This window comes from Kitasatospora fiedleri (genome assembly GCF_948472415.1).
GTDB classification, from domain to species: domain Bacteria; phylum Actinomycetota; class Actinomycetes; order Streptomycetales; family Streptomycetaceae; genus Kitasatospora; species Kitasatospora fiedleri.
In genome coordinates this window covers 2976886-3003252 of the sequence record NZ_OX419519.1, presented here as the reverse complement: position 1 = coordinate 3003252, position 26367 = coordinate 2976886, and the positions used below count along the sequence as shown (strand labels likewise).

At 75.0% G+C, this 26367-nt stretch carries 22 protein-coding genes and 2 pseudogenes; 14 read left to right on the top strand and 10 right to left on the bottom strand.

Annotation, left to right across the window (positions count from 1 at the left end):
- The first annotated feature begins 76 nt into the window (after positions 1-76).
- Positions 77-994, top strand: coding sequence for a DeoR/GlpR family DNA-binding transcription regulator (locus QMQ26_RS13820; RefSeq protein ID WP_404814173.1), 918 nt, complete (start codon positions 77-79; stop codon positions 992-994).
- A gap of 240 nt (positions 995-1234) precedes the next feature.
- Positions 1235-2587 carry a condensation domain-containing protein gene (locus QMQ26_RS13815; RefSeq protein ID WP_282205887.1) on the top strand — a complete coding sequence of 451 codons (1353 nt, stop codon included), beginning with the start codon at positions 1235-1237 and terminating at the stop codon, positions 2585-2587.
- A 136-nt stretch (positions 2588-2723) separates the two neighbouring features.
- Here the strand turns inward: QMQ26_RS13815 and QMQ26_RS13810 are convergent, their stop codons facing one another.
- Both QMQ26_RS13810 and QMQ26_RS13805 read right to left on the bottom strand, forming a co-directional pair.
- Positions 2724-4499 (bottom strand): acetyl/propionyl/methylcrotonyl-CoA carboxylase subunit alpha, encoded by a 1776-nt coding sequence (locus QMQ26_RS13810; RefSeq protein WP_100837962.1) that lies wholly within the window; start codon positions 4497-4499, stop codon positions 2724-2726.
- Positions 4500-4718: 219 nt separating this feature from the next.
- Entirely contained in the window at positions 4719-5471 is a 753-nt protein-coding gene (locus tag QMQ26_RS13805) for a hypothetical protein (protein ID WP_100837963.1), read from the bottom strand.
- 245 nt (positions 5472-5716) lie between these two features.
- Here QMQ26_RS13805 and QMQ26_RS13800 point away from each other — a divergent pair, with 245 nt between their 5' ends.
- Positions 5717-6478: an alpha/beta hydrolase family protein gene (locus QMQ26_RS13800; protein WP_282205886.1), complete on the top strand. Its 762-nt coding sequence runs from the start codon at positions 5717-5719 to the stop codon at positions 6476-6478.
- A 31-nt stretch (positions 6479-6509) separates the two neighbouring features.
- On the opposite strand, the gene QMQ26_RS13795 is transcribed toward QMQ26_RS13800, so the two are convergent.
- The 4 genes from QMQ26_RS13795 to QMQ26_RS13780 all read right to left on the bottom strand — a co-directional run bounded on the left by QMQ26_RS13795 (position 6510) and on the right by QMQ26_RS13780 (position 9175).
- A complete protein-coding gene (locus QMQ26_RS13795) occupies positions 6510-7121 on the bottom strand; it encodes a Maf family protein (RefSeq protein ID WP_100837965.1) in 612 nt (203 codons plus the stop codon).
- 40 nt (positions 7122-7161) lie between these two features.
- Positions 7162-7287: a morphogenic membrane protein MmpB gene (mmpB, locus tag QMQ26_RS13790; RefSeq protein WP_255410785.1), complete on the bottom strand. Its 126-nt coding sequence runs from the start codon at positions 7285-7287 to the stop codon at positions 7162-7164.
- Positions 7288-7362: 75 nt separating this feature from the next.
- Positions 7363-7563: an acyl-CoA carboxylase subunit epsilon gene (locus tag QMQ26_RS13785; protein ID WP_282205885.1), complete on the bottom strand. Its 201-nt coding sequence runs from the start codon at positions 7561-7563 to the stop codon at positions 7363-7365.
- Positions 7564-7585: 22 nt separating this feature from the next.
- A complete protein-coding gene (locus QMQ26_RS13780) occupies positions 7586-9175 on the bottom strand; it encodes an acyl-CoA carboxylase subunit beta (protein ID WP_100837967.1) in 1590 nt (529 codons plus the stop codon).
- Between the two features lie 241 nt (positions 9176-9416).
- On the opposite strand from QMQ26_RS13780, the pseudogene QMQ26_RS13775 reads away from it, so the two are divergent.
- The 3 genes and pseudogenes from QMQ26_RS13775 to QMQ26_RS13765 all read left to right on the top strand — a co-directional run.
- Positions 9417-10273 (top strand): annotated as a pseudogene (locus tag QMQ26_RS13775) (biotin--[acetyl-CoA-carboxylase] ligase).
- 196 nt (positions 10274-10469) lie between these two features.
- Positions 10470-11534 (top strand): adenylate/guanylate cyclase domain-containing protein, encoded by a 1065-nt coding sequence (locus QMQ26_RS13770; protein ID WP_100837969.1) that lies wholly within the window; start codon positions 10470-10472, stop codon positions 11532-11534.
- 93 nt (positions 11535-11627) lie between these two features.
- Positions 11628-12848: pseudogene (locus QMQ26_RS13765) on the top strand (diguanylate cyclase domain-containing protein); the annotation flags it as partial.
- A 577-nt stretch (positions 12849-13425) separates the two neighbouring features.
- On the opposite strand, the gene QMQ26_RS13760 reads toward QMQ26_RS13765, so the two are convergent.
- Positions 13426-14016 (bottom strand): TetR/AcrR family transcriptional regulator, encoded by a 591-nt coding sequence (locus tag QMQ26_RS13760; RefSeq protein WP_100837970.1) that lies wholly within the window; start codon positions 14014-14016, stop codon positions 13426-13428.
- Between the two features lie 91 nt (positions 14017-14107).
- Here QMQ26_RS13760 and QMQ26_RS13755 point away from each other — a divergent pair, with 91 nt between their 5' ends.
- On the top strand, positions 14108-14557 hold the full coding sequence (locus tag QMQ26_RS13755) for a DUF1772 domain-containing protein (RefSeq protein WP_282205884.1): 450 nt from the start codon (positions 14108-14110) through the stop codon (positions 14555-14557).
- Positions 14558-14599: 42 nt separating this feature from the next.
- Here the strand turns inward: QMQ26_RS13755 and fdhD are convergent, their stop codons facing one another.
- Both fdhD and QMQ26_RS13745 read right to left on the bottom strand, forming a co-directional pair.
- Positions 14600-15415, bottom strand: a complete 816-nt coding sequence (gene fdhD, locus QMQ26_RS13750) for a formate dehydrogenase accessory sulfurtransferase FdhD (protein WP_282205883.1) — start codon at positions 15413-15415, stop codon at positions 14600-14602.
- A gap of 35 nt (positions 15416-15450) precedes the next feature.
- The gene (locus QMQ26_RS13745) at positions 15451-15846 is read right to left on the bottom strand and encodes a hypothetical protein (protein WP_282205882.1); all 396 of its coding nucleotides are present in this window, start codon (positions 15844-15846) and stop codon (positions 15451-15453) included.
- Positions 15847-15950: 104 nt separating this feature from the next.
- Here QMQ26_RS13745 and hutH point away from each other — a divergent pair, with 104 nt between their 5' ends.
- The 7 genes from hutH to hutI all read left to right on the top strand — a co-directional run bounded on the left by hutH (position 15951) and on the right by hutI (position 24585).
- Positions 15951-17513 carry a histidine ammonia-lyase gene (hutH, locus tag QMQ26_RS13740; RefSeq protein WP_282205881.1) on the top strand — a complete coding sequence of 521 codons (1563 nt, stop codon included), beginning with the start codon at positions 15951-15953 and terminating at the stop codon, positions 17511-17513.
- A 179-nt stretch (positions 17514-17692) separates the two neighbouring features.
- The gene (locus tag QMQ26_RS13735; protein ID WP_100837975.1) at positions 17693-18565 is read left to right on the top strand and encodes a MurR/RpiR family transcriptional regulator; all 873 of its coding nucleotides are present in this window, start codon (positions 17693-17695) and stop codon (positions 18563-18565) included.
- Between the two features lie 125 nt (positions 18566-18690).
- Positions 18691-19011, top strand: a complete 321-nt coding sequence (locus QMQ26_RS13730) for a hypothetical protein (protein WP_282205880.1) — start codon at positions 18691-18693, stop codon at positions 19009-19011.
- Between the two features lie 160 nt (positions 19012-19171).
- Positions 19172-20839, top strand: a complete 1668-nt coding sequence (gene hutU / locus QMQ26_RS13725) for a urocanate hydratase (RefSeq protein WP_282205879.1) — start codon at positions 19172-19174, stop codon at positions 20837-20839.
- Positions 20840-20850: 11 nt separating this feature from the next.
- Positions 20851-22038 (top strand): allantoate amidohydrolase, encoded by a 1188-nt coding sequence (locus QMQ26_RS13720; RefSeq protein WP_282206512.1) that lies wholly within the window; start codon positions 20851-20853, stop codon positions 22036-22038.
- Positions 22023-23375, top strand: coding sequence for a formimidoylglutamate deiminase (locus QMQ26_RS13715; RefSeq protein ID WP_282205878.1), 1353 nt, complete (start codon positions 22023-22025; stop codon positions 23373-23375). Before QMQ26_RS13720 ends, QMQ26_RS13715 begins: the two co-directional genes overlap by 16 nt.
- A 43-nt stretch (positions 23376-23418) precedes the next feature.
- Positions 23419-24585, top strand: coding sequence for an imidazolonepropionase (gene hutI / locus QMQ26_RS13710; RefSeq protein ID WP_282205877.1), 1167 nt, complete (start codon positions 23419-23421; stop codon positions 24583-24585).
- A 6-nt stretch (positions 24586-24591) separates the two neighbouring features.
- Here hutI and QMQ26_RS13705 read toward each other — a convergent pair whose 3' ends face one another.
- Positions 24592-26100, bottom strand: a complete 1509-nt coding sequence (locus QMQ26_RS13705; protein WP_282205876.1) for a peptide MFS transporter — start codon at positions 26098-26100, stop codon at positions 24592-24594.
- Between the last annotated feature and the right edge of the window lie 267 nt (positions 26101-26367).

Below are 26367 nucleotides of genomic sequence, written 5' to 3'. Positions count from 1 at the left end.
CGCCTGAAAGCAGACGGTCACTCGGGTTACCGTCGGTCCTGTGTTTGCAGCAGAACGTCGCCAGTTGATCCTAGAGATGGTGCGCGCCAACGGAGCCGTGTCGCTCCGTGAGCTGGCCCGCGTCGTCCAGACCTCCGAAGTCACCGTGCGCCGGGACGTCCGGGCGCTGGAGTCCGAAGGGCTGCTCGACCGCCGACACGGCGGCGCGGTGCTGCCCGGCGGGTTCAGCCGGGACCCGGGCTACCCGCAGAAGACCCACCTCGCCACCGCCGAGAAGAGCGCCATCGCCGACCTCGCCGCGGACCTGGTCGAGGAGGGCGACGCCATCGTGGTCGGCGCCGGGACGACCACCCAGGAGCTGGCCCGCCGGCTGGCCCGGGTGCCCGGGCTGACGGTGGTCACCAACTCGCTGCTGGTCGCCCAGGCGCTGGCGCACGCCAACCGGGTGGAGGTGGTGATGACCGGCGGCACCCTGCGCGGCTCCAACTACGCCCTGGTGGGCAGCGGCGCCGAGCAGTCGCTGGCCGGGCTGCGGGTCACCAAGGCCTTCATCTCCGGCAGCGGCCTGACCGCCGAACGCGGCCTGTCCACCGCCAACATGCTCTCCGCCTCGGTGGACCGGGCGCTGGTGCAGGCCGCCAACGAGGTGATCGTGCTGGCCGACCACACCAAGCTCGGCGCGGACAGCATGTTCCAGACCGTCGCCACCGAGGCGATCACCCGGCTGGTCACCGACGAGCGCACCCTGCTGGAGGACCTCACCTCCCGCGAGCAGCACGCGCTCGCCGACTGCGGGGTGCAGGTCTCGGTGGCCTCGCTCGGCCTGACCGCCGAGACCGCCGGGCACCAGCAGCCCGCCCGCCGCCCGGTCCCGCCGCAGCCCGGCCTGGCCCCCGGCAGCCCGCTGCCCGGCCAGCGCCGCCCCGCCCCGCACGGTGGAGCGCCGCACGGCGGCGCCCTGCCGCCCACCCGGCTGGCCGAACGAATCCGCTGAGCGGGGCGCACCGGCCCCGCCGCACGGAGCGCCGGCCCCGCGCCGCGCGGACCACCGGCCCCGCCGCACGGAGCACCGGCCCCGCCGTCGCACGGATCACCGGCCCCGCCGCACGGACCACCGGCCCCGCCGTCGGGACGGGGCGCCGCCCCCGCCGCGGACGGCCGCACTGACCGGTTCCGGCCCGCCCGCGGCCGATCCCTGGCCGCCGCGGCCGACCCGCTTGTAGCGTCTGCGCCCATGGACGCAGCGAGCGAAACACTCGACCGCACAACAGAACTGACGGTGCGTGGGGCGCGCGGCGGACGCGGCCCCGCGACCTGGGGGCAGCGCGCCATCCACTCCGCCCTGGTCCGGCTCGGCACCGACGCGCCCCGCTACAACCTGCGGCTGGCCGCCCCCGTCGAGCCCGGCGCGGAGCCGGCCGTGGTGCTCCGCGCCTACACCGAACTGCTGCACCTGCACGACGCGTTGCGCACCCGGCTGGTCGAGGAGGACGGCGACCTGGTCCAGCTGGTGGACGCCGACGGCACCCTCCCGGTGGCGCTGCTGCACCGGGACACGCCCGAGCGGGCCGCCGCCGCGGCCGGGGAACTGCTCGCCGGGTACGCCCGGCGCCCGTTCGACCCGGCCCGCGAGTGGCCGGTGCGGATCGGCCTGGTGCTGGTCGACGGCCTGGTCCGGCAGACCGTCCTGGTGCTCTCGCACACCGCCTCGGACGGCTGGGGGATGCGCCGCACCGTCCGCGACCTGATGCTGCTGGCCGCCGGGCGCAGCGCCCGGGACCTGCGCGCCGAGCGGGAGTTCGCCCAGCCGCTGGAGGAGGCCGCCGAGCAGGCCACCGCGCGCGGCCGCCGCCGGGACGCCGCCGCCCGCCGGCACTGGCGGGAGAAGCTGACCGCCGGCCCGCGCGCCCTGCTGCCCCGCCCGGCCGCCGCGCCCGACCCGGAGCGGACCTTCCCGTACGCGGTGCTGCGCTCCCCGGCGCTGGCCGCCGCCCTCCCGGAGGCCGCCGCCCGGCTGCGCACCGGCGACGCCACGGTGCTGCTGGCCGCCGCCGCGACCGAGCTGGGTCGGCTGGGCGGGCAGCGCGAGTTCCTGTGCCAGGTGGTGGTCGGCAACCGGTTCACCGAGCAGGCCGCCGAGGCCGTCACCACGCTCGCCCAGGAGGGCCTGTTCCACCTGCCGGAGATCGCCGCGGACTTCGCCGAGACGGTCCGCCGCGCCCACGGCCCGGCGCTCACCGCCTACCGGCACTCCGGCTACGACAAGCCGCGGTTGGACGCCGACCTGGACGGGCTGCGGGCGGCGGGCGTCGAGTTGGCCGACCACTCGGTGTTCTGGAACGACACCCGGGACCCGCTGGCCGCGCTGATGGCCGACGCGCCGGGCCAGGGGGGTTCGGGGGAGCGGGAGTTGAGCTTCCCGGACGAGTTCCCGGCCCGCCCGGGGGTGTCCGTCGCGGTGGACGTGGTGGCGGTGCCCGGCGCGGTCGAGCTGCGGATGGTGGCGGACGGCGCGCTGCTGAGCCGCGCGCAGATGGCGGGCTTCCTGTGCGGCGTCGAGGAACTGGTGCTCGGCGCGGGCGGGTAGCCCGGAGGGGCGGGCGGCCCGGAGGAGCCGGACAGCCCGGAGGGGGCGGCCCAGAGGAGCGAGCCGGACAGCCCGGAGGGGGCGGGAGTCCCAGGACTCCCGCCCCCTCCGGGGTGCCGCCGGTGCTGTCGGCGGGTCAGACGTCCTTGATCTCGCAGAGCGCGGCGCCGCTGGAGACCGAGCCGCCGACCTCGGCCTTGAGGCCGACGATCGTGCCCGCCTTGTGGGCGTTCAGCGGCTGCTCCATCTTCATGGCCTCCAGGACCACGATCAGCTCGCCCGCGGCGACCACCTGGCCCTCCTCGACGGCGACCTTGACGATGGTGCCCTGCATCGGCGAGGCCAGGGTGTCGCCGGAGACCGCCGCGGCGGCCTTCTTGGCGCCGACCCGGCGCTTGGCCTTGGCCGCGCCCGCACCGGCGGCCGGGGCCGCGGCGACGCCGAGCGAGGAAGGCAGCGAGACCTCGATCCGCTTGCCGCCGACCTCGACCACCACGGTCTCGCGGCCCTCGGGCTCCTCGCCGTCGGGACCCGCGCCGACGAACGGCGCGATGGTGTTGTCGAACTCGGTCTCGATCCACCGGGTGAAGACCGTGAACGGGCCGTCCGAGCCGTGCACCTCGGGGGCGAACGCCGGGTCGGTCACCACGACCTGGTGGAACGGGATGGCGGTGGCCATGCCCTCGACCTTGAACTCCTCCAGGGCGCGCTTGGCGCGCTGGAGGGCCTGCTTGCGGTCGGCGCCCGAGACGATCAGCTTGGCCAGCAGGGAGTCCCAGGCGGGGCCGATCACCGAGCCGGACTCGACGCCGGCGTCGAGCCGGACGCCCGGTCCGGACGGCGGGGCGAACAGCGTGACGGTGCCGGGGGCGGGCAGGAAGCCGCGGCCCGGGTCCTCGCCGTTGATCCGGAACTCGAAGGAGTGGCCGCGGACCTCGGGGTCGTCGTAGCCGAGCTCCTCGCCGTCGGCGATCCGGAACATCTCGCGGACCAGGTCGAGGCCGGTGACCTCCTCGGAGACCGGGTGCTCGACCTGGAGGCGGGTGTTGACCTCCAGGAAGGAGATCAGGCCGTCCTGGGAGACCAGGAACTCGCAGGTGCCGGCGCCGACGTAGCCCGCCTCGCGCAGGATCGCCTTGGAGGCGCGGTACAGCTCGGCGTTCTGCTCGGGGGTGAGGAACGGCGCGGGGGCCTCCTCGACCAGCTTCTGGTGCCGGCGCTGGAGCGAGCAGTCGCGGGTGGAGACCACCACGACGTTGCCGTGCTGGTCGGCCAGGCACTGGGTCTCGACGTGCCGCGGCTTGTCGAGGTACTGCTCGACGAAGCACTCGCCGCGGCCGAACGCGGCGACCGCCTCGCGGACCGCCGAGTCGTACAGCTCGGGGATCTCCTCCAGCGTGCGGGCGACCTTCAGGCCGCGGCCGCCGCCGCCGAACGCCGCCTTGATGGCGACCGGCAGGCCGTGCTCGGTGGCGAACGCGACGACCTCGTCGGCACCGGAGACCGGGTCGGCGGTGCCGGCCACCAGCGGGGCGCCGGCGCGCTGGGCGACGTGCCGGGCGGTGACCTTGTCGCCCAGGTCGCGGATGGCCTGCGGCGGCGGGCCGATCCAGGTCAGGCCGGCGTCGAGGACGGCCTGCGCGAACTCGGCGTTCTCCGACAGGAAGCCGTACCCGGGGTGGATCGCGTCCGCACCCGAGTCGGCGGCGGCCTTGAGCACCTTGGCGATGTCGAGGTAGCTGGTGGCGGGGGTGTCGCCGCCCAGCGCGTACGCCTCGTCGGCGGCCCGGACGTGCAGCGCGTCCCGGTCAGGCTCCGCGTACACGGCGACGCTGGCGATACCCGCGTCCCGGCAGGCCCGGGCGACGCGGACGGCGATTTCTCCGCGGTTGGCGATGAGCACCTTGCGCACTGTGGCTCCCTTCTCGAACCTCGTCGAGTCTATGGATTGGAGGGTGCTACCGGCGAGTAGTCCCTGGTGGTGAGCGTGCTCACACGCTCGGTTGCCGTACTCCCGTACGGGCGGCGGCCGTTGGCGGCGCGCCGCAGGCGGCGGGCCCGGGGCGGTGGTGCGCCGGAGGGCCGGGGCACCCGGCGGGCCGGGGTGGTCTTCGCCACACCGGGGCTCGGATCAGGCCGCCGCCGGTTCCGGGCGGGTGGCCGCCGCGCCCGTCACGTCCGCCTCGAATTCCACCACGTCCGGCCCGTAGGCCCGGGCGTTCACCACCCGGAGCACCACCGCGAACGCGCCGTCCCGGCCGTGCTCGCGGGCCAGCGCGCGGTGGTGCGCGGCCAGGTAGCGGACCGCGGCCCGGTTGGAGACCGCGGTCTGCCCGGCTATCACGAACACCGGCCGGCCGCCCTCGCGCAGGTGCACCCGGGCCAGCAGCGCGTACGCCCGCTGGCCGGGCTGCTCGGTGGAGGTCAGGAACCGGAACTCCCGCGGGCCGACCCGCAGGGTGTGCACCGGGTGCCCGGCCCCGGCGGGCGGTTCGGCGAACGACACGCCCGGCAGCCAGGACGCCAGGTGGGCCGCGGTCCGCCGGTTGCCGGCCGGCCCGCCCACGCAGAACTCGGCCTTGTCGCCCAGCCCCTGCCGGACCTCGTCGTGCCCGGCCAGGGTGGCGCGGGCCCCGCACTCGCGCACCAGCGCGGCCAGCTCCATCAGGGCGTACGCGTCGTCGCGCGCCACGCTCATCGGGTCCGGCGCCGACGCCTGGCGGTTGACCACCAGTAGCGCCTCGCCGCCGGCCGGCAGGCCGAAGAACGCCCGCTGCCGTTCCAGCCGGCGCCGCCGGCGCAGCGACTGGGCCAGCCAGCCCAGCCCGGCACTGATCGCCGAAGCGACCAGTCCCAGAACGACGTTGAGCATCCCATCGGTCATCTTCCGCTCCTCGTCGCCCCTTTCCGGTCCGGCTGCGTCAGCCTAACGGCGCCCGGCGGGGGAGGGGTGGAACTCTGCAACAGATGTACGGGCCCGGTTCTGTCCGATTCCGCACCCGGCAAGCGGACCGGAGTGCTCCGGTTCCGGCCCCGGGATAACGGAATGGTTCAGACCATTGACCCGGATCGGGCCGCTCCCTACCGTCGCAGCGACCACGCACCACTCGCACGATTCACGGGGGAAACGTGAAGCGTCCCATGCTGTCCACCGCGCTGGCCGCGACCGCGCTGCTGCTCACCGCCTGCTCCGGCCCCGGCGGCGACGGGGGCGGGAAGGCCGCCCCGGCGCCCGGCGCCACCGCCCGCACCTACGGTTGCCTCACCCCGGACCAGGCCGCGAAGGGCGCCCTCACCCTCGACGCCGGCACCGCCGGCGGCACCGACCTGGACGCCTACTACCGGGACTCCGACGCCGGACACGCCCGGGTCGGCGTGGTCTTCTCGCACCAGGCCGACGGCTCGCTCTGCGAGTGGGTGCCGGCCCTCGACGCGTTCACCGGGGCCGGCTACGCGGTCTTCGCCTTCACCTGCACGGGTGACGTCACCGAGGGCATCAAGGCCGCCGAACGGTACTACCGGGACCAGGGCGTCGGCGCGGTCGCCCTGGTCGGCGCCTCCAAGGGCGCCGCCGCCTCGCTGGTCGCCGCCCGGCTCGACGACAACCCGCTGCCGGTGCGGGCCGTGGTCTCGCTCAGCTCGCCCGAGGTGTACCCGCTGTTCAACGCGGCGCTCGCGGTCAAGGCGGTCAAGGCCCCGACCTACTTCGCCGCCGAACAGGGCGACTCCCCGTTCAACACCAGCGCGCAGACCCTCTACGACGCCTCCGCCGGGGAGGACAAGCAGCTCAAGCTCTACCCGGGCTCCCGCCACGGCGCCCTGCTGCTCCAGGACGGCGCGCTGCCCGACGTGCTCGCCTACCTGGGCCGGCACGCCCCCGCGACGGGCTGACGCGGCGGCGGGCCGGCGGGCCGGCGGCCGCTCAGGCCCAGAGGTCGGTGATGCGCACGTCCAGCTCGGCGAGCAGGCGGCGCAGCAGCGGCAGCGACAGGCCGATCACGTTGCCGGGGTCGCCGTCGATCCCCTCCACGAACGGTGCCGACCGGCCGTCCAGGGTGAACGCCCCGGCCACGTGCAGCGGTTCGCCGGAGGCGACGTACGCGGCGACCTCGGCGTCGTCCGGCGTCCCGAACCGGACGGTGGTGGAGGCGGTCTCGGCCGCCCGCCGCCCGGTCGCGGTGTCGATCACGCAGTGGCCGGTGCGCAGCACGCCCGCGCGCCCGCGCATCGACCGCCAGCGCGCCAGCGCCTCCGCCGGGTCGGCCGGCTTGCCCAGCGCGACGCCGTCCAGCTCCAGCACCGAGTCGCACCCGACCACCAGCGGCGGCTCGCCCGGCTCGGCGGCCAGCTCGCCCGCGACCTTCTCCGCCTTGGCCACCGCCAGCACCAGCGCCAGCTCGCCCGGCGTCGCGGCGCTCAGCGCGTCCTCGTCCACCCCGCTCACCCGCACCAGCGGATCGAGGCCCGCCTGCCGCAGCAGGCCCAGCCGGGCGGGGGAGGCGGACGCGAGAACCAGCGGGCGGCGAGCGGTCATGGCCCCAGCCTAGTACCGCCCCGCCACGGCACCGGCCCGCCTACAGCAGCACCAGGGCCGCCCCCGCGAGCGCCAGCAGCGCGAGCACCAGCGCCGTCCGCCGCAGCCGGCACAGCACCTCGCGGGCCTCTTGCGACGGCTCGTCGCGGGGGTCTGACCAGAGCACCCCACCACCCTGCAACGCGCGCCGGGCGCGGGGCCTGAGTATCCGTACTCACTCCGCCGCGCCCGGCGTCCCGGTTCACCGGGGCCAGAGGCTGGTGCGCCAGGCGTGCGGGCCCGGGGCGGGCAGGGTGCGGGGGGTGCGGGTGGTCCAGGCGGTGGCCGGGCCGGCGGCCGGGGCGGCGGCGGCCCCGGTCGCGGCCCGGGATTGGACCACCGCCAGGACGGTGGCCAGCTCCTCGGGGGTCGGCTGGCCGTGCAGCACCTGAATGGGGCTCATCGCGCGGGTTTCCCTTCGGTGGTCAGAGCGGGATGTTGCCGTGCTTCTTGGGCGGCAGCGACTCCCGCTTGCCGCGCAGCGCCCGCAGGCCGCGGACGATGTGCCGCCGGGTCTCGCTGGGGGCGATGACGGCGTCGACGTAGCCGCGCTCGGCGGCCAGGTACGGGTTGAGCAGGGTGTCCTCGTAGGAGGCGAGGAGTTCGGCGCGGCGCTCCTCGCCGAGGCCCTCGGCCTCGGCGGCGGCGATCTCGCGGCGGTGCAGGATGTTGACCGCGCCCTGCGCGCCCATCACGGCGATCTGGGCGGTCGGCCAGGCCAGGTTGATGTCGGCGCCCAGGTGCTTGGAGCCCATCACGTCGTACGCGCCGCCGAACGCCTTGCGGGTGATGACGGTGATCAGCGGCACGGTGGCCTCCGCGTAGGCGAAGATCAGCTTGGCGCCGCGCCGGATGATGCCGTCCCACTCCTGGCCGGTGCCGGGCAGGAAGCCGGGCACGTCGACGAAGGTCAGCACCGGGATGTTGAAGGCGTCGCAGGTGCGCACGAAGCGGGCGGCCTTCTCGCTGGCGGCGATGTCCAGGCAGCCGGCCAGGTCCATCGGCTGGTTGCCGACCACGCCGACCGGGTGGCCCTCGACCCGGCCGAAGCCGATCACGATGTTGCCCGCGTACAGCGGCTGGACCTCCAGGAAGTCGCCGTCGTCCAGGACGTGCTCGATCACCCGGCGGATGTCGTACGGCTGGTTCGCCGAGTCCGGGACGATGGCGTCGAGTTCGAGGTCCGCCGCGGTGATCTCCAGGTCGGCCCGCTCGGGGTAGGCCGGCGGGTCGGAGAGGTTGTTGGAGGGCAGGTACGAGAGCAGGCTCTTGACGTACTCGACGGCCTCCTTCTCGTCGGCGGCCAGGTAGTGCGCGTTGCCGGACTTGGTGTTGTGGGTGCGGGCGCCGCCCAGCTCCTCCATGTCGACGCTCTCGCCGGTGACGGTCCTGATCACGTCCGGCCCGGTGATGAACATGTGCGAGGTCTGGTCGGCCATCACCACGAAGTCGGTCACGGCGGGGGAGTAGACCGCGCCGCCCGCGCACGGGCCCATGATCAGCGAGATCTGCGGGATCACGCCGGAGGCGTGCACGTTGCGCCGGAAGATCTCGCCGTACAGGCCGAGCGAGACCACGCCCTCCTGGATGCGGGCGCCGCCGGAGTCGTTGATCCCGATCATCGGGCAGCCGGTCTTCAGCGCGAAGTCCATCACCTTGACGATCTTCTCGCCGAACACCTCGCCGAGCGAGCCGCCGAAGACCGTGAAGTCCTGGGCGAACACCGCGACCTGGCGGCCGTCCACGGTGCCGTAGCCGGTCACCACGCCGTCGCCGTACGGGCGGTTCCTCTCCTGGCCGAAGTTGGTGGAGCGGTGCCGGGCGAACTCGTCGAACTCCACGAAGGAGTCCTCGTCCAGCAGCTCCGCGATCCGCTCACGGGCCGTCAGCTTGCCCTTGGCGTGCTGCTTCTCCACGGCCGCGGCCGAGCCGGAGTGCACCGCCTCGTCGATCCGCCGGCGCAGGTCGGCGAGTTTCCCGGCGGTGGTGTGCGGGTCCTGCGGTGCCTGGGTCATGTCCGGTGGCTCTCCCTGCGTCCTCGGCCGCCGGCCCGGCGCGTGAGGGTTGCGGGCAGGGCGGCGCTGCGGTCTACCGTGCAGTAGCGTAACCAGCGCGGGCGGGCGCGGGGTTATGGCCATCGACACATCGCTCCCCCTGCCCGTTCTGCGGGACGATGATGCGGCGTGCGCCGTCCCGGAACCGATCTAGGCTGACCCGGTGACCACTCCCGACCGCCCCCGCCCCCGCCGCTCCGGCCTGCGCGGCTTCGGCCACGACGGCCCCTCCCCGTGGACCGACCTGGAGCGTCCGCCGCTGGACGAGCGGGCCCTGCGGCTCGACCTGGTGCGGCCCGGGGCGCTGTGGACCTCACTCGATGTGGTGAGCGAGACCGGCTCCACCAACGCCGACCTCGCCGCCCGGGCCGCGGCGGGCGCGCCCGAGGGCGCCGTCCTGGTCGCCGAGTCGCAGCACGCCGGCCGCGGCCGGCTGGACCGCCGCTGGACCGCCCCGGCGCGCTCCGGGCTGTTCCTGTCGGTGCTGCTGCGCCCGCGGGGGTGCCGGTGGAGCGCTACGGCTGGCTGCCGATCCTGGTCGGCACCGCCGTCTCCGCCACCCTCGACCGGATCGCCGACCTGCGCACCGGCCTGAAGTGGCCCAACGACCTCCAGACCGTCGTCGACGGGCGGGAGCGCAAGCTCGGCGGCATCCTCACCGAGCTGTCCGGCGGCGCGGTGGTGGCCGGGATCGGCCTGAACGTCTCGCTGCGCGCGGACGAGCTGCCCGTCCCCACCGCGACCTCGCTGGCGCTGGCCGGAGCCGGCACCACCGACCGGTCGACCCTGCTGCGCGGCGTGCTGCGCGAGTTCGCCGAGCTGTACGGCGAGTGGACGGCCGCCGCCGGCGACCCGCACGCCAGCGGCCTGCTGCCCGCGTACACCGCCCGCTGCACCACGCTGAACCGGCCGGTGCGGGTCCAGCTGCCCGGGGAGCGCGAACTGCTCGGCGAGGCCGTCGCGGTGGACGGCGACGGCCGCCTGGTGGTCCGCACCCCCGACGGGGCCCGGCACCCGGTGGCCGCCGGGGACGTGGTGCACGTGCGCCCGCAGGGTTGAGCCGGGCCGGGCGCGGCGGTCTCACCCTGCGGGACCGTCCGCCCGGCTGCCGGGCGGATGCTCCGGATTACGCGATTCCGTGCGAACATTCCACCTGGCAGCGGTGTGAGGCTCGCCACTACCCCCGCGGTGGTCGCGTGCCCGCACCTCCAGGACGGCAAGACACAAGTGCGGCTGGCCGCACGGGGACGGACCGGTGACAGACAACGGCGGCGCCACGACGGGCTCCGGCAACGGCGCGACGGACGAGACCACCGTCGCCACCGACCTGGAGCGGCTGATCCTCGACGCGCCGCGCAAGTACACCCCGTACCAGGCCGCCCGCGCCGCGGAGGTCCCGATGGACCTCGCCACCCGGTTCTGGCGCGCCATGGGCTTCCCCGACATCGGCCAGTCCCGCGCCCTCACCGACAACGACGTGATCGCGCTGCGCCGGCTGGCCGGCCTGATCGAGTCCGGGCTGCTCAGCGAACCGATGGCGATCCAGGTCGCCCGCTCCACCGGCCAGACCACCTCCCGGCTGGCCGGCTGGCAGATGGACACCTTCCTGGACAACCTCACCCAGCCCGTCGAGCCCGGGATGACCCGCTCCGACGTCGCCTACCCGCTGGTCGAGCTGCTGCTGCCCGAGCTGGAGCAGTTCCTGGTGTACGTCTGGCGCCGGCAGCTCGCCGCCGTCACCGGCCGGGTGGTCGCCGCCGCCGAGGACCACGAGGTCACCTCCGGGCGGCTCGCCGTCGCCTTCGCCGACCTGGTCGGCTTCACCCGGCTCTCCCGCCGGCTGGAGGAGGAGGAGCTCGGCGAACTCGTCGAGGGCTTCGAGAACACCTGCTCCGACCTGATCGCCGGGCAGGGCGGCCGGGTGGTCAAGACGCTCGGCGACGAGATCCTGTTCGTCTCCGAGGACCCGGCCACCGTCGCCGAGATCGCCCTCTCCCTGGTCGAGACGCTCGCCAAGGAGGACAACATGCCCGCGCTGCGGGTCGGCATGGCCTTCGGCACCGTCACCTCGCGGATGGGCGACGTCTTCGGCACCACCGTCAACCTGGCCTCCCGGCTCACCTCGATCGCCCCCAAGGACGCCGTCCTGGTCGACGGCGAACTCGCCGCCGCGCTCGAACAGAACGGCACCGCGCACCTGCCCGAGACCGCGCCCGGCCCCGGCCACCGCTTCCACCTCCAGCCGATGTGGCGCCGCCCGGTCCGCGGCCTCGGCCTGGTCGAGCCCTGGCTGCTCACCCGGGTGCCCGCCGCCGACTGAGGTTCGAGCCTCGGGCACAAACGGTGCGTACCGCCCTAGTCTGGGTAGAAGTGCCCCACGGGTAGGGAGAGGTCAACGGTGAGCGAGGCGACCATGGACGAGCAGGCCTCGTTCGAGGCGGCGGCCCCCGACCTGCGGCTGCAGGCCGTGGTGGAACTCGCCCAGGACATGGCGGGCGCGCTGACCCCGCTGGAGGCGGTCCGGGCCGCCGCCGCCCGGGCCGTCTCCGCGCTCGGCGCCACGATGGCCGCCGTCTCGGTCTGGGACCGCGAGTCCGGGCAGCTGCGGGTGCTGGTCAACCACGGCGAACTCGCCCCCGGCGAGGAGGAGTTGCCCGAGGACGAGTCGTACCCCGTCGCCGACTTCCCGGAGATCGTCACCTACCTGGAGGAGCACTGGAGCACCGGCCGGCTGCTCCGGGCCTGGGTCCAGACCGCCGAGGACGTCGGCCCGCACACCGGCCACCGGCCCCCCGGCTCCGGCGCCTTCTGCCGCCAGCGCGCGGCCGGACTGCGGCGGCGCGGGCGCGGCTGCTGCCTGGTCGCGCCGATCGTCCTGCACGGCCGGGCCTGGGGCGAGCTCTACCTGGCCCGCGGCACCGGCATGCCGGTCTTCACCGACGCCGACGCCGAGTACGCCACCCTGCTGGCCGCCCAGGTCTCGGCCGGTCTGGCCCAGACCGAACGCGTCGCCGACCTGCGCCGCCTCGCCTTCACCGACGCCCTCACCGGCCTGGCCAACCGCCGCGCCGTCGACGCCCGCCTCGACGAGGCGCTCAGGGCCCACACCCGGGACGGCGCGGTGGTCTCCCTGGTGGTCTGCGACGTCAACGGGCTCAAGCGGGTCAACGACCAGCTCGGCCACGAGATGGGCGACCGCCTGCTCGAACGCTTCGCCCAGCAGCTCTCGCTGTCCGCCGCGAAGCTCCCCGGCAGCCTGGCCGCCCGGCTCGGCGGCGACGAGTTCTGCCTGCTCGCCGAGGGCCAGTCGGCCGACGAGGTGGTCGCCGTCGCCGAGGAACTCTGCGTCCGCGCCCTGGAGTTGACCGACGGCGAGGGCGTCGCCTGCGGCATCGCCTCCACCGGCGACTCGATCGGCCCGGTCACCACCCCCGACCGGCTGTTCCGGCTCGCCGACGCCGCCCAGTACCGGGCCAAGGCCGGGCGGGCCGCCCACCCCGTGGTGGCCGGCCGCAGCCACGGCCCCGCGTACGCCCCCGACCCGACGGTGCTGCTCGCCGACGCCGCCGACCCGCAGCAGCAGCGCAAGGCCCCCGCCGGGCGGCCGGGCGGGGAGCGCCGCCGCTTCCGCGGCGCCGCGCACAGCGCCGACCCCGGGCAGCTGCTCGCCGCCGTCCTCGGCTCGCTCGACCAGGGCGGCGCGACGCACCCCGCCGACACCCTCGGGCGGCTCGCGCTGGTCGCCGAGACCGCCTCCCGGCTGCTCAACGCCGTCGGCTGGTGGATCTCCTACGTCCCGCCCGGCTCCTGCCTGATGCGCACCGCCCGGCACGCGGTCTACCGGATGACCGGCGGCCCGGCCTCCGCCCGGGCCCAGACCCAGCGGGCCCAGATCGAGGCCCCCGACGCGGTCTTCGACCTCCGCCACTACCCCCTCACCTCGCGCGCCGTCACCGGCGGCTCCTTCACCCTGCGGGTCGGCACGCCCGGCAACGACGCCGCCGAGGAGGCGGTCATGGTGGTCTCCGGCTACCGGGCGATGGCCGCCGCCGGCGGCAGCAACCCGGCCGGCGGCTGGCTGCTCGAACTCTTCGCGGACGAGTCGACCCTCCCGCTCACCCAGACCGCCCCCGCCCTGCGGGCCCTGGTCGCCGTGGCCCTCGCCGGGCCCTGCTCGCCGCCGCCCGCGTAGCTGCCCGCCGAGCGTCCCGCTAGCCGCCCGCCGGGAGCACGGCCAGCCGGTCCACCAGCAGCTCCAGCCGCTGCTCGGCGTCCGGCGCGGGGAGCCGGCCGGCCCGGGAGAGGGTGGCCAGCCCGTGCAGGGCGGCCCAGAAGGTCTCGGTGAACAGCCCCGGGTGGACGCCCTCCCCGGCGACCTCGGCGAGTGTCTCCACCAGGGCGGCGAAGGCGTCCTTGAGCGGCGCCGGGGTGTCCTCCCGCGCGTAGGCGAGGCCGCCGTCGAGCTGGAAGATGGCGTCGTAGACCGCCGGGTTGTCCGCGGCGAAGCCCAGGTAGGCGCGGGCCAGGGCGCGCACCCGGGCCCGGGGGCCGTCCGCGGCGGCGGTGGCGGCCCGTAGCGCGGCGGCCAGCTCGGTGGAGCCCTGGAGAGCGACGGCGCCGATGATCTCGCGCTTGCCGCGGAAGTGGCTGTAGAGGACGGGCTGGCTGTACTCGATGCGTTCGGCGAGCCGGCGGGTGGTGACGGCGTCCCAGCCCTGCTGCTCGGCGAGTTCGCGGGCGGTGGCCACGATGAGGCGCTCGCGCCCGGCCCGTTCGCGTTCCTTGCGTTCCTGTACCGACATGACCCGATTCTAGCACTGCTAGACAACCAAGCGGCAGCAGTACTAGCATCACTTCATCATCTAGCGGCGCTAGATCCCAGGAGGGGTCATCATGCTCAACGCACTCGAGGTCTTCACCGTCGTGGTCGTCGGCCTGTTGGTGGGGGTGGAGTTCTCGGTCGCCTTCGTGGTCAACCGCATCCTCGGCGCGCTGCCCGAGGACAGCTACCAGCTCGGCCGCGCCCACGGCGGCCGGATGCTCGGGGCCCTGATGCCGTTCTGGTACATCGGCTCGCTCGCCCTCGCGGTCGGATGGGCCGTCGCCGGGCGGCACCACCCCGGCACCGGGATGGTCGTCACCGGTGCCGCCCTGCTGGCCCTGAGCGTGGTCATGTCGATCCTGCTGCTCGTCCCGATCAACAACCGGAGCAAGGGCTGGACCCCGGAGAACCGCCCCGCGGACTGGCGGGAGCAGAGCGACCGCTGGGACCGCTACCACTACGCCCGGGTCGCGGTCCTGATCGCCGGCCTCACCCTGCTGGTCACCGCCCTGACCCGGTGAGCGGCCCCGGCCCGGCGGGCGCGCCGCGCCGGCGGGCGCCCGCTACCCGATCCGGTCGGGGCGGGTGTAGACGTTCGCGGTGCGCTCGCGCAGGAAGCCGACCAGGGTGAGGCCGAGCTCCTCGGCCAGGTCGACGGCGAGCGAGGAGGGGGCCGAGACGGCGGCCAGCAGCGGGAGGCCGGCCAGCGCGGCCTTCTGGGTCAGCTCGAAGGAGGCCCGGCCGGAGACCAGCAGCAGGTGGCCGGTCAGCGGGAGCCGCCCCTCGCGCAGCGCCCAGCCGACCACCTTGTCCACGGCGTTGTGCCGGCCGACGTCCTCGCGCACGCACAGCAGCGTCCCGTCCGGGGCGAACAGGCCCGCGGCGTGCAGCCCGCCGGTGCTGTCGAAGGCCCGCTGGGCGGCGCGCAGCCGCTCGGGCAGCTCGTAGAGCAGCGCCGCGGGCACCCGGAGCGGGTCGGTGGAGACGTCCCAGCGCGAGCGGGTCCGGACGGCGTCCACGGTGTCCCGGCCGCACAGGCCGCAGGCGCTGGTGGTGAGCAGGTTGCGGTGGGCGGAGAGCGCGGGGCGGGCGCCGCGGACGGTGGCGTCGACGACGTTGTACGTGTTGGCCCCGTCCGCGTCCGTCCCGGCGCAGTAGCGCAGGGCGGCCAGCTCCTCGACGGCCCCGACCAGGCCCTCGCCGACCAGGAACCCGGCGACCAGGTCGAAGTCGTGCCCCGGGGTGCGCATCGTGACGGTGAGCGCCTCGCCGCCGATCCGGATCTCCAACGGCTCCTCCGCCGCCAGACTGTCCGGCCGCGCGGAGCGCTCGTCCCCGCGCAGCCGCATCACCCGCCGCCGTTCCGTCGCCCGTGCCATCCGTCTCCCACCTCCGCGGGCCAGTCAACCACCCCTCAGGGTTCGACGACGCGCAGCCTGAGTCCGGTGCCGGGGAGGAGGGGGACGAGGAGCAGCGGGAGCCACGCGAGCAGCGACCAGGGCGAACCGTCGAACCCGAGGCGGCTCGTGAGCAGCAGGGCCGCCGCTCCCGCCGGCAGGAGGGCCGGTCCGGCCCAGGTGCCGTGGACCTCCACCTGCACCCTCCCGGCGGCCGGGACGTCCACGGTCACGGTGTTGGAGCGGTCGAGCCCCCGCCGGACCTGGACGCGGTGGGGGCCGGGCGGCAGCACGAACGGGGTGTTACCGCCCGGCCGGGCCCAGTCGAGGACGGTGCGGCCGGTGTAGACCCGGAACTTCCCGCGGCCCTGCTTCGGCGCCTTGACCATCAACCTGCCGTTCTCGGTACCCATCACCGCCCGCCCCTCCGGTCGCCCGTGTGTGCGAAGGATAGCGAGGCGGTTCGCGACACTGCTTGTCACATCTCCATTCACCTGATGAGATTGTGCATATGGATATGCACAGTGTCGTCGTCCGGGTCGGCAAGGCCGACGTCAGCGCCGAGGACGTCCTCGCCGTCGCCCGCGGCGGGGCCCGGGTGGAGATCGGGCCGGACGCGCTCGCCGAGATGGCCGCGGCCCGGGCCCGGATCGACGCGCTGGCCGCCGAGCCGCGTCCGGTGTACGGGGTCTCGACCGGCTTCGGCGCGCTGGCGGTGCGGCACATCAGCCCCGAGCTGCGGGCCCAGTTGCAGCGTTCGCTGGTGCGCTCGCACGCGGCGGGCATGGGGCCGGTGGTGGAGCCCGAGGTGGTCCGGGCGCTGGTGTTCCTGCGGATGAAGACGCTGGCCTCCGGCCGGACGGGCGTGCGCCCACTGGTCGCCGAGACGATGGCCGCGCTGCTGAACGCGGGCATCACCCCGGCGGTGCGCGAGTTCGGCTCGCTGGGCTGCTCCGGCGACCTCGCGCCGCTCTCGCACTGCGCGCTGGTGCTGATGGGCGAGGGCACCGCGTTCGGCCCGGACGGGGTGGAGCGGCCCGCCGCCGAGCTGCTGGCCGCCGCCGGGATCGCCCCCGTCGAGCTGCTGGAGAAGGAGGGCCTGGCCCTCATCAACGGCACCGACGGCATGCTCGGCATGCTGGTGATGGCGCTGGCCGACCTGCGCCGCCTCTACACCACCGCCGACGTCACCGCCGCCATGTCGCTGGAGGCGCTGCTGGGCACCGACAAGGTGCTCGCCCCCGAGCTGCACGCCCCGATCCGCCCGCACCCCGGGCAGGCCGCCTCCGCCGCCAACATGCTGGCGGTGCTGCGCGGCTCCGGGCTGACCGGCCACCACCAGGACGACGCGCCGCGGGTCCAGGACGCGTACTCGATCCGCTGCGCCCCCCAGGTGGCCGGCGCCGGCCGGGACACCCTGGCGCACGCCGCGCTGGTCGCCGAACGGGAGCTGGCCGCCTCGGTGGACAACCCGGTGGTGCTCCCGGACGGCCGGGTCGAGTCGAACGGCAACTTCCACGGCGCGCCGGTCGGCTACGTGCTCGACTTCCTGGCGATCGCCGCCGCCGACCTGGCCTCGATCGCCGAGCGGCGCACCGACCGGCTGCTGGACAAGGCCCGCTCGCACGGCCTGCCCGCCTTCCTGGCCGACGACCCCGGCGTCGACTCCGGCCTGATGATCGCCCAGTACACCCAGGCCGCGCTGGTCAGCGAGAACAAGCGGCTCGCGGTGCCCGCCTCGGTGGACTCCATCCCGTCCTCGGCGATGCAGGAGGACCACGTCTCGATGGGCTGGTCCGCGGCCCGCAAGCTGCGCCATTCGGTGGCCAACCTCGGCCGCGTCCTGGCGGTGGAACTCGTCGCCGCCGCGCGGGCGTTGGAGATCCGGGAGCAGGCCGCCGAGCAGTCGGGCGCGCTCGCCCCGGCGACCGCCGCCGCGGTCGCCGCCGCCCGCGCGGCCGGGGTCGGCGGCCCGGGCCGGGACCGCTTCCTCTCGCCGGACCTGGAGGCCGCCGCCGAACTGGTCGCCTCCGGCGCGCTGCTGGCGGCGGTCGAACAGGTCACCGGACCGCTCGCCTGACCCCTGCCCCCGACCCCTGGCGGGACGGGCGGGCGCACCCACCGGAACCGGCCCACCGGCCTCCGGACCCGCCCGTCCCGCCAGTCGAAACGCGATTGCCCACCTGCCGGGACTGCGCCACAGTCGTCCCACCGTCGAAGCCACCGGCGACCGCCCGACCGAGCGTGGAGGTACCGCACATGACCGCCCTGGACGAGACCGGCACCGCCACCGGCCCCTCCGCCCGGCTGCTCCACCTCTTCGAGGGCCACCGGCTGACCCCCACCCAGCGCCGGATCGCGCACTCGCTGGTCCGGCACGCCGCCGAGGCGCCGTTCCTGTCCAGCGTCGAGGTCGCCGAACTCGCCGGGGTCAGCCAGCCGTCGGTGACCAGGTTCGCGGTCGCGCTCGGCTACGACGGCTACCCGGCGCTGCGCAAGCAGCTGCGCGAACTCGGCGTCGGCGAACCGGGCACCCCCGAGAGCCACCACGACGTGGTGCGCAACGAGCACCAGCAGGCCGTGCTGGCCGAGATCGAGCACCTGCGCCACCTCGCCGAACTGCTCGCCGACCCGGCCCCGATCGTCCGGGCCGCCCGGGTGCTGGCCGCCTCCCGCCCGCTGCCGGTGCTCGGCCTGCGGGCCGCCTCCGCGCAGGCCCGCGGCTTCGCGTACTTCGCCGGCAAGGTGCACCCCGACGTCCGGCTGCTCGACGAGGGCGGCTCGATGCTCGCCGACCGGCTGGAGCAGGCCGCCGCCGCCGGGGCCACCGCGCTGCTCTGCTTCGCCCTGCCGCGCTACCCGCGCGAGCTGATGGACGCCCTCGCGGTGGCCCGGGAGTGCGGCCTGACCGTGCTCACCGTCGCCGACTCGGCGTTCGCGCCGGTCGCCAAGCTCTCCGACGCGCTGCTGCCCGCTGCCGTCGGCACCGGCCTGGTCTTCGACACCGCGTGCGCGCCGATGATGCTCGGCCGGGTCCTGCTCCAGGCCATGTGCGACGAACTGCCGGGCGCCGAAGCCCGGCTGGAGGCCATCGAGCAGTCCGCGACGGCCCGTCAACTCTTCCTGGACTGACACCCTTTGTTTGCCGAATGACACCTTCTCGTCGGGTTGACGACGGGTGGTGGGCGGGCATCTCTCTGGACAGGGAGAAAGACAGCTCGGACGGGGGAAGTCCCATGCCACCGCCGATCCACCAGATGAGACTCACCGGACGGCTCGGTTCCGGGGCCGACGAATGGTCCTGCCCGCTCTGCGGCCGCCGCATCGCCCTGCGCCGCCCGCCGCACCCCGAACTGACCGTCCTCGACCCCGGCGACGAGGAGGCCGTCCACATCGGCGTCCTGGAACCCGGTGACCCCGCCGCCGAGGCCGCCGCCGCCCGCTACGGCGTCGGCCCGGTCCAGCACATCCCGCGCCCCCCGACCCGCCCCGGCCAACCGAACCCCGAACCCGACGCGGCCGACCGCCGCTGGCTGGCCGAGATCGGCATCGACTGGGACGGCGACGAGGCCGCCTGACGGCCGTCCGGCCTGACCGCTTCACGACCGTCCGCACCGCCCGCGCCGCCCAGGCGGTTCGCGTCGGCGCGGGCGCGGGACTCTGGTCGGGCCGGTGCTGTTTGGATATATTCAGTCGAGTTCATCGTGAATGAATTCCATCCGGCAAGGAGGCTGGTCCATGGCAGAGCAGGCGAACGGCCCGCGCGAGGTCCGCGCGGCGCGGGGCACCGGGCTGAGCGCGCGGGGCTGGCAGCAGGAGGCCGCCCTGCGGATGCTGATGAACAACCTGGACCCGGAGGTCGCCGAGCACCCGTCCAAGCTGGTGGTCTACGGCGGCACCGGCAAGGCGGCCCGGGACTGGCGCTCCTTCGACGCGATGGTGCGGACCCTGCGGGACCTCAAGCAGGACGAGACCATGCTGGTGCAGTCCGGCCGCCCGGTCGGCGTGATGCAGACCCACGAGTGGGCGCCGCGGGTGCTGATCGCCAACTCCAACCTGGTCGGGGACTGGGCGAACTGGGAGGAGTTCCGCCGCCTGGAGTCGCTCGGCCTCACCATGTACGGCCAGATGACCGCCGGTTCGTGGATCTACATCGGCACCCAGGGCATCCTCCAGGGCACCTACGAGACCTTCGCCGCGGTGGCGAACAAGCGCTTCGGCGGCACCCTGGCGGGCACCGTCACGCTCACCGCCGGGCTCGGCGGCATGGGCGGCGCCCAGCCGCTGGCCGTCACCATGAACGGCGGCGTGGCGATCTGCGTCGACTGCGACCCGTCCCGGATCGCCCGCCGGATCGAGCACCGCTACCTCGACGTCGAGGCGACCGGCGTCGACCACGCGCTCCAGCTGGCCGTCGAGGCCCGCGACAGGCGGCAGCCGCTCTCGATCGGCCTGCTCGGCAACGCCGCCGACCTGCTGCCGCAGCTGCTCGCCGCGGACGCCCCGATCGACATCGTCACCGACCAGACCAGCGCCCACGACCCGCTCGCCTACCTGCCCACCGGCGTCGCCTTCGAGGACATGGCGGCCTACGCGGCCGAGAAGCCCGCCGAGTTCACCACCCGGGCCCGGGAGTCGATGGCCCGGCACGTGGAGGCGATGGTCGGCTTCCAGGACCGCGGCGCGGAGGTCTTCGACTACGGCAACTCGATCCGCGGCGAGGCGCAACTCGCCGGGTACGAGCGGGCGTTCGCCTTCCCCGGCTTCGTCCCCGCGTACATCCGGCCGCTGTTCTGCGAGGGGAAGGGCCCGTTCCGCTGGGCCGCGCTCTCCGGTGACCCGCAGGACATCCACAAGACCGACCGGGCCGTCCTCGACCTGTTCCCGGAGAACGAGTCGCTGCACCGCTGGATCAGGATGGCCCAGGAGAAGGTGCACTTCCAGGGCCTGCCCGCGCGGATCTGCTGGCTCGGCTACGGCGAGCGCGACAAGGCCGGCGAGCGGTTCAACGACATGGTGGCCTCCGGCGAGCTGTCCGCCCCGATCGTGATCGGCCGCGACCACCTGGACTGCGGCTCGGTGGCCTCCCCCTACCGGGAGACCGAGGCGATGCTCGACGGCTCGGACGCGATCGCCGACTGGCCGCTGCTCAACGCCATGGTCAACGTCGCCTCCGGCGCCTCCTGGGTCTCGATCCACCACGGCGGCGGCGTCGGCATCGGCCGCTCGATCCACGCCGGGCAGGTCACCGTCGCCGACGGCACCGCGCTGGCCGGCGAGAAGATCCGCCGGGTGCTGACCAACGACCCCGGCATGGGCGTCATCCGGCACGTCGACGCGGGCTACGACCGGGCGGACGAGGTCGCGGCGGAGCGCGGGGTGCGCGTCCCCATGAACGAGCTGTGAGCTTCGACGCGATGTGGGCGGAGCTGCTCCCGGTGGGCCGCTCCGCCGCCACCGGCGGCTACCGGCGGCACGCCTGGAACTCCGCCGACGCCGAGTGCCGGGCCTGGTTCGAGCAGCAGGCCCGCTCGCGCGGCCTGGCGTACCAGGCCGACCGCAACGGCAACCAGTGGGCCTGGCACGGCGACCCGGCCGCCGGGAACGCCGTGGTCACCGGCTCGCACCTGGACTCCGTCCCCGACGGCGGCGCCTACGACGGCCCGCTCGGGGTGGTCTCCGCCTTCGCCGCGTTCGACCGACTGGTCGAGAACGGACGGGAGTTGACCCGCCCGCTGGGCATCGCCAACTTCGCGGACGAGGAGGGCGCCCGGTTCGGCGTCGCCTGCGTCGGCTCCCGGCTGGCCACCGGCCTGCTCGACCGGGAGGCCGCGTACGCGCTGCGCGACGCCGACGGGGTGCGGCTGCCCGACGCCATGGAGCGGGCCGGGCACGACCCGGCGCTGATCGGCCCCGACCCCGAACTGCTGGGCCGGATCGGCGCGTTCGTCGAACTCCACGTCGAGCAGGGCCGCTGCCTGACCGAGCGGCGGCCGGTCGGGGTGGCCGGGGCGATCTGGCCGCACGGGCGGTGGCGGTTCGACTTCCACGGCGAGGCCAACCACGCCGGCACCACCCTGCTCGCCGACCGCCGCGACCCGATGCTCACCTACGCCACCACCGTGCTCGCCGCCCGCAAGAAGGCCCGGCTCGCCGGGGCGCTCGCCACCTTCGGCAAGGTCGCCGTCGAACCCAACGGCACCAACGCGATCGCCTCGCTGGTCCGCGGCTGGCTGGACTCCCGGGCCCCCGACGAGCGCACCCTGCACCAGGTGGTCGGGGCGATCGAGCAGGCCGCCGCCGAGCGCGGCGCCCGCGACGGCGTCCGGGTCGAGCTGACCCGCGAGTCGTACACCCCCGTGGTGGACTTCGACGCCCCGCTGCGCGACCGCCTCGCCGCCCGCCTGGACGCCCCGGTGCTGCCGACCGGCGCGGGACACGACGCCGGAATCCTGGCGTCCGCCGTCCCGACCGCCATGCTGTTCGTGCGCAACCCCAGCGGCGTCTCGCACTCCCCGGCCGAGCACGCCGAGCGCGCCGACTGCCACACCGGGGTCGCCGCCCTGGCCGACGTACTGGAGGACCTCGCATGCCGGCCGTCGTGACGTACTGGGCCGAGCACGCCTGGCTGCCGCACCCCGGCGGCCCGGCCGTCCAGCCGGAGGCGCTGATCACCGTCGGCGCGGACGGCCGGATCGCCGAGGTCGTCCACGGCAGCGGCCCCTGCCCGGCCGGGGCGGTCCGGCTGGCCGGGCTCGCGCTGCCCGGGCAGGCCAACGCCCACTCGCACGCCTTCCACCGGGCGCTGCGCGGCGCCGTCCAGGTCGGCTCCGGGACGTTCTGGACCTGGCGCGACACCATGTACAAGGTCGCCGCCGCGCTCGACCCCGACCGCTACCTGGCGCTGGCCACCGCCGTGTACGCCGAGATGGCGCTCGCCGGGATCACCGCCGTCGGCGAGTTCCACTACCTGCACCACGCGCCCGGCGGCGCCCGCTACGCCGACCCGAACGCGATGGGCGCGGCGCTGGTCGAGGCCGCCGCCCGGGCCGGCATCCGGATCACCCTGCTCGACACCTGCTACCTGTCGTCCGGCTTCGGCGCCGCGCCGACCGAGCCCCAACTGCGCTTCTCCGACGGGGACGCCGACGCCTGGGCCGCGCGCGCCGACGCGCTGGCGAACGCCGGGCACGTCCGGATCGGCGCCGCCGTGCACAGCGTCCGGGCGGTGCCCGCCGAGCAGTTGGGCACCGTCGCGCAGTGGGCCGCGACCCGCGGCGCCCCGCTGCACGTCCACCTCTCCGAGCAGACCGCCGAGAACGACGCCTGCCTGGCCGCCCACGGCGTCACCCCCACCCGGCTGCTCGCCGACCACGGCGTCCTCGGCCCGCGCACCTCCGCCGTGCACGCCACCCACCTCACCGACGAGGACGTCCGGCTGCTCGCCGACTCCGGCACCGCGATCTGCATGTGCCCCACCACCGAACGGGACCTCGCCGACGGCATCGGCCCCGCCCGGCGGCTCGCCTCGGCCGGCTGCCCGATCACGCTCGGCTCCGACAGCCACGCCGTGATCGACCCGTTCGAGGAGGCCCGCGCCCTGGAGCTGGACGAGCGCCTGCGCACCCGCACCCGCGGCCACTGGACGGCGGCCGACCTGCTCCGGGCGGGCGGCGCGGACGGCCACGCCTCGCTCGGCTGGCCCGAGGCCGGGCGCCTGGAGCCCGGCGCGCTCGCCGACTTCTGCGTGATCGCCCTCGACTCGGTCCGCACCGCCGGGCCGCCGCCCCTGCTCGGCGCCGAGACCGCGGTCTTCGCGGCGGGCGCGGCCGACGTCCGCCACCTGGTGGTCGGCGGCCGGCACGTGGTCAGGGACGGGGTGCACCAGCTCGTCCCGGAGACCGGGCGCGCCCTCGCGGCGGCCGTCGGCGCCCTGCGGTGACGGCCCGCCCCCGGAAGCACGACCGATCAAGGAACGGACCCTCATGAGCCTGCTCATCAGCAACATCGGTTCGCTGGTCACCAACGACCCCGCCCTCGGCGCGGGCCCGCTCGGACTGCTGGCCGACGCCGCCGTGGTGGTGGACGGCGACCGCGTCGCCTGGGTGGGCCCGGGCGCGGACGCGCCCGCCGCCGACGAGCACACCGACGCGGGCGGGCGGGCGCTGCTGCCCGGGTTCGTGGACAGCCACGCGCACCTGCTGTTCGCGGGCGACCGCACCGCCGAGTTCAGCGCCCGGATGTCGGGCCGGCCGTACGGCGCGGGCGGCATCCGGACCACCGTCGCCGCGACCCGGGCCGCCTCGGACGCCGAGCTGAACGCCAACCTGACCCGCTACCTGGCGGAGATGCTGCGCCAGGGCACCACCACCGTCGAGGTGAAGTCCGGCTACGGGCTGAGCACCGAGGACGAGGCGCGGGCCCTGCGGATCGCCGCCGGGCACACCGCCGAGACCACCTACCTGGGGGCGCACGTGGTGGCCCCCGAGTACGCCGACGACCCGGCCGGGTACGTCGAGCTGGTGACCGGCGAGATGCTGGCCGCCTGCGCGCCGTACGCCCGCTGGGTCGACGTGTTCTGCGAGCGCGGCGCGTTCGACGGCGACCAGGCCCGGGCGGTGCTGACCGCCGGGATGGCGCGGGGCCTGCGGCCCAGGGTGCACGCCAACCAGCTGGGCCACGGCCCCGGCGTGCAGCTGGCGGTGGAGCTGGGCGCCGCCTCCGCCGACCACTGCACCCACCTGACCGACGCGGACGTCGCCGCGCTGGCCGGGAGCGAGACGGTCGCCACGCTGCTGCCGGGCGCCGAGTTCTCCACCCGGGCGCCCTACCCGGACGCCCGGCGGCTGCTGGACGCGGGCGCCGCCGTCGCGCTGTCCACCGACTGCAACCCGGGCTCCAGCTTCACCAGCTCGATGCCGTTCTGCGTGGCCGTCGCCGTCCGCGAGATGGGCCTGACCCCCGACGAGGCGGTGCACGCCGCCACCGCGGGCGGCGCGCTCGCGCTGCGCCGCCCCGACGTGGGCCGGATCGCCCCCGGCGCCCGGGCCGACCTGCACCTGCTGGACGCGCCCTCGCACGTCCACCTGGCGTACCGGCCGGGCGTCCCGCTGACCGCCGCGGTGTGGCAGGGCGGGGTCAGGAAGGTCTGACGCCGGTCAGCGGTCGTCCCCCAGCAGCGCGCCGATCCGACGGCGGGCGGCGAACAGGCCGACGCCCGCCGCGATCGCCAGCAGGCCCTGGACGGCGAAGTACCAGGTCGAGCCGACCACGTCGTCACCCAGCAGCAGCTGGGCGATGGCGGCCACGCAGTCGCCCGCCGTGACGGCGAGGAACCAGACGCCCATCATCTGGCTGGCGTACTTGGCGGGCGCCAGCTTGGTGGTGACGGACAGGCCGACCGGGGAGAGGGTCAGCTCGCCGACGGTCTGGACCAGGTAGACCACGGCCAGCCAGAGCGGGGAGACCTTGACGCCGCCGGAGGCCGCGGCCATGGCCAGCATCATCACCAGGAAGGACGCGCCGATCATCAGCAGGCCGAAGGAGAACTTCGCGGTGGTGGAGGGGTTGCGCCCGCGCCGGGCGGCGGCGTTCCACAGCCAGGCGAAGACCGGGGCCAGCGCCATGATGTACAGCGGGTTCAGCGACTGGAACCAGCTGGAGGGGAAGGAGAAGCCGAACAGGCTCCCGGCGGTGTTCCGGTCGGCGAACACGCTCAGGGTGGAACCGGACTGGTCGTAGATCATCCAGAACACCGCGGCGGCCAGGAAGAACCACAGGTAGCCGCCCATCCGGGAGCGCTCCTCGCCGGTCAGCGCGGAGTCGCGGCGAATCCGGGCGAACACCAGGGCGGGCACCGCGATGCCGGCCAGCGAGAGCGGCCAGATCGCCCAGGAGACGGTGAAGTGCCCGGTGCCGACCACCACGCCGTAGAACACCGCGGCGGCGGCCAGCCAGAGCCCGGCCTTGCGCAGCACCGCGCGGCCCTCGGCCCGGGTGAGCGGCGAGGCGACGACGTTCGACTCCGGGCTCAGGTGCCGGGTGCCCAGCAGGTACTGGATCAGGCCGAGCGCCATGCCGACGCCCGCCAGCGCGAAGCCCAGGTGCCAGTTCACCTGCTGGCCGACGGTGCCGATCACCAGCGGCGCCAGGAAGGCGCCGAGGTTGATGCCCATGTAGAAGACGGTGAAGCCGCCGTCGCGGCGCGCGTCGTCGTCCTTGGCGTAGAGCTGGCCGACCATCGTGGAGATGTTGGCCTTGAGCAGGCCGGAACCGATCGCGATCGGGACCAGGCCCGCGAAGAAGAACACCTTGTCGGGCACGGCGAGCATGAAGTGCCCGACCATGATGATCAGCCCGCCGAGGGCGACGGTGCGCCGGGCGCCGAGCAGCCGGTCGGCGATCCAGCCGCCGGGCAGCGCGAGCAGGTAGACCATGGCGTTGTAGACCGAGTAGACGGCGGCGGCGGTGGCCACCGGCACGCCGAGGCCGCCCTTGGCCGCCTCGGTGGACATGTAGACCACCAGCAGCGCGCGCATGCCGTAGAAGCTGAAGCGCTCCCAGGTCTCGGTCATGAAGAGGGTGGCCAGGCCGCGGGGGTGGCCGAGGAAGGTCCGGCCCGAGGGGGGAGAGGGCCGTACCTCGGTCTCCAGGGTGGTCGAAGCCATGCTGATTCCTTGCCTGTTTTCTCGGGTTCCCCACCACAGTAAGTCGCGAGTTCGGGTGACTGCGGAGCGTGAATGGTATGCGGAAGGTAAAGTCTGGCGGCCCTGGACCGTGCATTTTGACGCCCTGGGCGGAGAATCGCCTGTGATCCCAAGGGTCGTGCGAAGAATGTCCGTTAAAGCGCAGTTGTCGCCGAAGGGGCCCGCGGAACGGCGGTGATCACCGGCTGTGACAGTGTTCACAGCGCCCGGCCCGGGCGTGCCGGGGCG